This is a genomic window from Eubacterium sp. LMAG:50 (assembly GCF_008680265.1).
Lineage (GTDB): Bacteria > Bacillota > Clostridia > Lachnospirales > Lachnospiraceae > Eubacterium_U > Eubacterium_U album.
This window is the reverse complement of record NZ_NALP01000002.1, coordinates 1-5506: the sequence shown is the minus strand read 5'-3', so window position 1 is coordinate 5506 and position 5506 is coordinate 1. Positions and strand designations below refer to the sequence as shown.

Annotated in this window: 7 protein-coding genes and 2 pseudogenes; 6 read left to right on the top strand and 3 right to left on the bottom strand. The window is 33.1% G+C overall.

Translation table 11 applies throughout. The features are described from left to right. Positions 1 to 192 (bottom strand): annotated as a pseudogene (locus tag CCC31_RS12635) (AAA family ATPase); the annotation flags it as partial. 628 nt (positions 193 to 820) lie between these two features. On the opposite strand from CCC31_RS12635, the gene CCC31_RS00065 reads away from it, so the two are divergent. From CCC31_RS00065 to CCC31_RS00055, 3 genes are all read left to right on the top strand, one after another. Continuing rightward, on the top strand, positions 821 to 1213 hold the full coding sequence (locus CCC31_RS00065) for a glycosyltransferase family 2 protein (RefSeq protein WP_290848859.1): 393 nt from the start codon (positions 821 to 823) through the stop codon (positions 1211 to 1213). Continuing rightward, complete coding sequence (locus CCC31_RS00060) at positions 1131 to 2117, top strand: glycosyltransferase family 2 protein (RefSeq protein ID WP_290848858.1); 987 nt, start codon at positions 1131 to 1133, stop codon at positions 2115 to 2117. The genes CCC31_RS00065 and CCC31_RS00060 overlap by 83 nt, the downstream gene beginning before the upstream one ends. Positions 2118 to 2273: 156 nt before the next feature. Beyond that, positions 2274 to 2786: a hypothetical protein gene (locus CCC31_RS00055; RefSeq protein WP_363347015.1), complete on the top strand. Its 513-nt coding sequence runs from the start codon at positions 2274 to 2276 to the stop codon at positions 2784 to 2786. A gap of 112 nt (positions 2787 to 2898) precedes the next feature. Here CCC31_RS00055 and CCC31_RS00050 read toward each other — a convergent pair whose 3' ends face one another. Together CCC31_RS00050 and CCC31_RS00045 are read right to left on the bottom strand one after the other, a co-directional pair. Then, entirely contained in the window at positions 2899 to 3222 is a 324-nt protein-coding gene (locus CCC31_RS00050) for an AraC family transcriptional regulator (RefSeq protein WP_290848857.1), read from the bottom strand. Then, a complete protein-coding gene (locus tag CCC31_RS00045; RefSeq protein WP_290848856.1) occupies positions 3215 to 3721 on the bottom strand; it encodes an AraC family ligand binding domain-containing protein in 507 nt (168 codons plus the stop codon). The genes CCC31_RS00050 and CCC31_RS00045 overlap by 8 nt, the downstream gene beginning before the upstream one ends. 192 nt (positions 3722 to 3913) lie before the next feature. On the opposite strand from CCC31_RS00045, the gene CCC31_RS00040 reads away from it, so the two are divergent. The 3 genes and pseudogenes from CCC31_RS00040 to CCC31_RS00030 form a co-directional block, all read left to right on the top strand. Further along, on the top strand, positions 3914 to 4561 hold the full coding sequence (locus tag CCC31_RS00040; protein WP_290848855.1) for an MFS transporter: 648 nt from the start codon (positions 3914 to 3916) through the stop codon (positions 4559 to 4561). Further along, positions 4524 to 5048: an MFS transporter gene (locus CCC31_RS00035; protein ID WP_363347020.1), complete on the top strand. Its 525-nt coding sequence runs from the start codon at positions 4524 to 4526 to the stop codon at positions 5046 to 5048. The genes CCC31_RS00040 and CCC31_RS00035 overlap by 38 nt, the downstream gene beginning before the upstream one ends. Further along, a pseudogene (locus tag CCC31_RS00030) lies at positions 5008 to 5506 on the top strand (hypothetical protein); the annotation flags it as partial. The gene CCC31_RS00035 and the pseudogene CCC31_RS00030, both read left to right, overlap by 41 nt.

Sequence of the window (5506 nt, the reverse complement as noted above, 5' to 3'; positions counted from 1 at the left end):
ATTAATAGGGTTAAATGTAAGCTTTCCATTCTCTGTTGCAGATATTCTGAACGCCTTGTTAAGTCCGAACATACCTACGCCATATGCTTTATAGAATTCTGTAACTATATCAAAGAATTCATCTGCATTAGCAGCTTTGGCAAGCTTTTCGCTTAATGCCTGAACCTTTTCACTTAATTCTTTTTTTAACATCAGCTCTTCTAACGATTGCCTTATAATCAGAGATTATAGAGAAACAGTCAATGCCGAGTTCTTTCTCTATAAATGAAAAATCATAATGGAGAAAGATTGTAGAATACTTTAAAGTCATTCTTTGCAAATACATTAACACTTCCGTCATTAGCTCTACCTTTTCACAGGTAATGCTGAATGGATTCTCATTAGTAATAAGAAAATATGTAAGATAATTCTGCCATAATTCTTATCGAAACCATAATCTGTTGCAACTTCTAAAATTCTTTTTACCTGAGTATATATATCTGTAACCAGCTCTTCTTTTGATGATAATTTGTTATCAAACGATGAATATATCTGCCATTGATGATAAAATAGAACTGTTATCGAGATTTCCATACATAATTAATTGAGATATTTCTTTATACATTTTAGTATTCCTTTCGCCAATGTGTATATGTAACTTTTATATAATAACACATATAATATCACATTGAGAGCGAATTTTGTCACTTTTTTTAGAAATATTAGGTTCGATTTAACTATTGACAGCTAACGAACTAATGATATAATCTGTAAGACTTTGCAAAAGTTTGTAAAAGTTTTAACCAGACTTTTATTTTTTAATGATTAGTGAGGATTTCAAATGAAAATCGTATCAGATATCAACGCATTTGTGTATATTGTATTGACCATCTTCTATTGTTATCAGGGAATATACGTTATTATCGCATTGCTTGGTAAAAAGAAAAAAAAGAATTACAACACCGAAGCTAAGACACTTCACAAATACGCATTTATTATTGCCGCACGTAATGAAAATGCCGTTATCGGCAATTTAATTGACAGTATTAAGAACCAGAATTATCCTTCAGAGCTTATTGATGTTATCGTAGTAGCTGATAACTGTACTGATAATACTGCGGAGATTTCAAGACAACACGGTGCCATTGTTTATGAGCGTTTCAACAATATACTTATTGGTAAAGGCTATGCTATGGACTATGTCTTTAATAAGATATGTGAAGAACGCGGGTGATTACACTTGTTATGACGGTTATTTCGTATTCGATGCAGATAATATTATCGATGTCAATTACGTCAGAGAGATGAACAAAGTATTCGACAGTGGGTACAAAGTTGTCACAAGCTATCGTAACTCTAAGAATTATGACACTAACTGGATTACAGCCGGTTATTCTTTATGGTTTATAAGAGAAGCTAAATATCTTAACAACCCACGAATGATGATTAAGACAAGCTGTGCCGTATCCGGAACTGGCTATCTTGTAGACAGCTCTATTATCAAGAAGAACCACGGCTGGAAATGCAATCTTTTAACAGAGGATATTGAATTTACTGTAACTAATATTCTTGATGGCGAAAAGGTTGGTTATTGCGAAGATGCTATGTTCTATGATGAACAGCCAACAACATTTAAACAGTCTTGGAATCAGCGTATGCGTTGGACAAAAGGCTTCTATCAGGTATTATTTAAGTATGGCAGAGACTTATTCAGGACAATGTTCAAGGAAAAGAGAATGTTCGTATCCTGCTATGATATGATAATGACACTTGCACCTGCTACTTTATTTACACTTGGAACAATACTTCTTAATGTAATAATATTATTATGTGGTGGTCTTAATCCTACATTATTCAAGCAGATTGCTGGTCCAACTGTTCAGGCTATTTTACTTGGTTTCTTTAATTTCTATATGATGCTTTTAGTAATAGGACTTATAACTTTAATAACTGAGTGGAAGAAGATTCTTGCACCTGCAAGAAAGAAGATTATGTATCTTTTCTCTTTTCCTCTCTTTATAGCTACATATATTCCAATCTCAATTGTAGCGTTATTTAAGAAGGTTGAATGGAAGCCAATTCCTCATACTGTTGTTAAGACTATTGATGATTTATCAATGACACAGTATAAGCAGTAATTCTATTAAGAATTTAAACTAAATAATGATATAAAAGAAGGGGCACCGCACTAAGAAATTAGTGCGGTGCCCCTTCTTTTATGTTAAGGCGGTATATAATCTAAAAAAATAAATCCCAGGCTTCGAAAAACCTGGGATTTATAGTAAAATATTAGTATGCAATTACATAATAAATTACAAAAAGATTATACTTTAAATCAGAGTGGATATCAACTAAAACTTCCACTCGAAAACTGCAAAAGAGATATCAATTTCATATTTCTTCTAGAAGGGCATTCTGCACCTGACCATGCAACACTTGCACGATTCAGAAGCATTCATTTTGCCCCTTGTTCTAAGCATATTCTTGCAGAAGTTTCAAGATTTGAGGCAAATGCCAATAAATATACTTTCGTGTGGAAAAAAGCCGTTACAAAAAATCAGGCAAAACTGTTAATTAAATTAGCTGATTTTGTAGCTGAATGTGAACAACTCTATGACATAAAAATAGTTTATGGAAATGTAGTAAAAATCAAACATTTAAAGAGACTACGCAAAAAGCTGTATGCTCTCAAAAATGCTGGAAATATCACATTCGTGCATGGTATAGGCAAAAGAAAAACACCATTACAAAAAAGTATTGAAGCATTAGAAGAAGCTCTTTCTAAACTTAAAGAATACACTCAATAATAAATAGTAACTTAAAAATCGTATTTTTATAGGAAAAAGAGGCTGGTACCCTAACGATTTTCAATCGTTAAAGCGACAGCCCCTTATTTGCTTTATTCTACAAACACAATCATTACTTTTCATTCCTGTCAATCTTTAAATCTTTGTAATATTGCATTGGAGTAACACCATATTCTTTCTTAAATGCTCTAAAAAAATGATTATACCCTCCAAATCCACCAAGCTCATATACCTCATGAATACTTTTCCCCTGCTCTATATAATGGCGGCATAAATCAAGTTTGCTCTTTACAATGTATGAATGAGGTGTCTCACCTGTCAATTTTTTAAACTCTCTTACTATATGATAACGGCTTATATAAAATTCATTTTCCAAGCGCTCCAACGAGATATCTTCTGTCAAATGTTCTCTGATATAAATAAAAATATCATCCATTACAACGTGTTTTTTCTTCTTCTTCTTGAATCTGTACATCATCCTGAACAGATGAGCGAAGTGCAAGTACAAGAATCATAGTTAATAGGCTTTTCTCGTATAATGAGTGGGCAAATTTAGGCGGCTCATTATTCATCGAATAGAGCTTTTTTGATATATTCTTTATAAGCATAGCCGATTCAGTCTCAGAATGAACAATCTTAACTTGATACGGAACAAAATCAAACGCTTCATCAAGTCTTGTTTCTTCATCTGACAATTTCCTTAAAAGTTCTCCACCTATATAAAGAACATAAACTTCAAGAGGATACTTATTTTTACGATATTCAAGCTTTACTTTATTACCTGGCTTAATAAATATCAAATCCTCCATAGTACATACAATATTATCATCCTCCTGGTGCATATACCCTATCCCACCAGCTATAAATACAATTGTATAGCTCTTCTTTTGCCCAAAGCTTCGCTGGGCACTATCCAATATTTTCAAATATTCCATTTTGTAGCCTTGCTTTTTCATATGTCTATTTTGTCACACTTTCCTATTATATTTTTTGTTCATTTTGTCAAAATATACAATATATCAATTTTTCGTAGTTTGCAAGCAATATTTGTATATGGATATCAGCATAACCACAATATAATAAGATTGTAGCTACCAAAACAATATAAATTTGGGAGGTAAATTATCATGAAAGAAACAAGACCTTTTTCCATGAAGGACAAAATTGGTTACACTCTTGGCGATTTGGGATGTTGCTGTACTGAGCAGTTCCGTGCCATGTATCTTGCTATTTTTTATACACTGGTATTAAAAGTTAATCCAGTACACGTAGGAATCCTTATGCTTATTACAAAGTTTTGGGATGCTATAAATGACCCTTTAATTGGTGCACTTGTTGATAGCCACAAAAACAAAGGAAAAGGAAAATTTATTCCTTGGATTAAATTCTTTGCTTTTCCAACTGCAGTACTCTGTATATTAGGATTTGTTAACGTAAGCAATTTCGCTTATGGTGCACGTATTGCTTATATGTTCATTACATATATTGTTTACGAAATTATGTACACATGTGTCAGCGTTCCATTTGGTAGTCTTTCAAGTGTAATGACTGATGATGTTAACCAACGTACTGACCTTTCTCGTTTCAGAAGTCTTGGCGGTACAATTTTTATGACAGTTATCGTTATTGCTGGACCATTATTCTTATATAAAGATAACCAGCCAGTACCTAGCCATTTCCTTATTATGTCAGCAATCTGTGCAGTTATTGGATTAATCTGTCTTATGTTTACATCTCATTGGTGTAAAGAGCGTATTATTACAGAAGCCAGTTGATGAGAAAAAAGAAAAGCTTAACTACTTCCAGGTAATTAAAGATATTACTAAAAACAAAGCATTACTCGGAGTTATGTTATCAAGCTTTATCGGTATTGTTGGAGCAGGTATGGTTAACGGATTAAATACTTATTTATTCCGCGATTATTTTGGAAATGTTGCCATCATGGCAGTTTCAGGTATGTTAAGTGTAATCTGGTCACTTATTGCATTCGTAGGCACAAAATTTGTTGCTAAGAAATTTGGAAAGAAAGAATGGATTATGTACAGTGCAACTTTCTCAGTTGTTGTTTATGCTATTTTATTCTTCTTCCCACTTGAAAATCCTATGCTCTTTATTATCATCAACGGAATCTGCTATCTTGGAGTAAGTGGTTTCCAAGTATTAGTTTGGGCACTTGTAAATGATGCAATTGATTATCAGGAACTTCAGACAGGAAAACGTAATGAAGGAATTGTATACTCAGCATATACATTTCTTCCGTAAACTTGCTAATGCTGTATCAGGAAGTATGAGTAGTTTTGCACTTGCAATTGCTGGATTCCAGGTTAATGAAGCTGTCCAGAATGAAGCATTCTCAGGACATCTTTGGAAAACATATACAGGTTTATATGTTGTAGGATATTTATTAGCTGTTCTGGTATTAAAATTTATCTACCCTCTTACAAAAGAGAAAACAGCTGAAATGTTACAGGATTTAGCTGACAAGCGAAATGCTGACTACTGCAGAATAAAATTAGAAAGGAGGTATTTTAAATTGACAAAACAAGTAGAAATCACAAACCGTGATGGACACATCTTACGCGGAATAGTTAACATTCCAGAAGATGGCACAAGATTTCCTGCTATTGTAAATGTACATGGCTTTACAGGGAATAAAAGCGGTTACAAAAGTATTTATACGCACACAGCCAGATTATTAGCTGAACATGGATTTGCCAGTG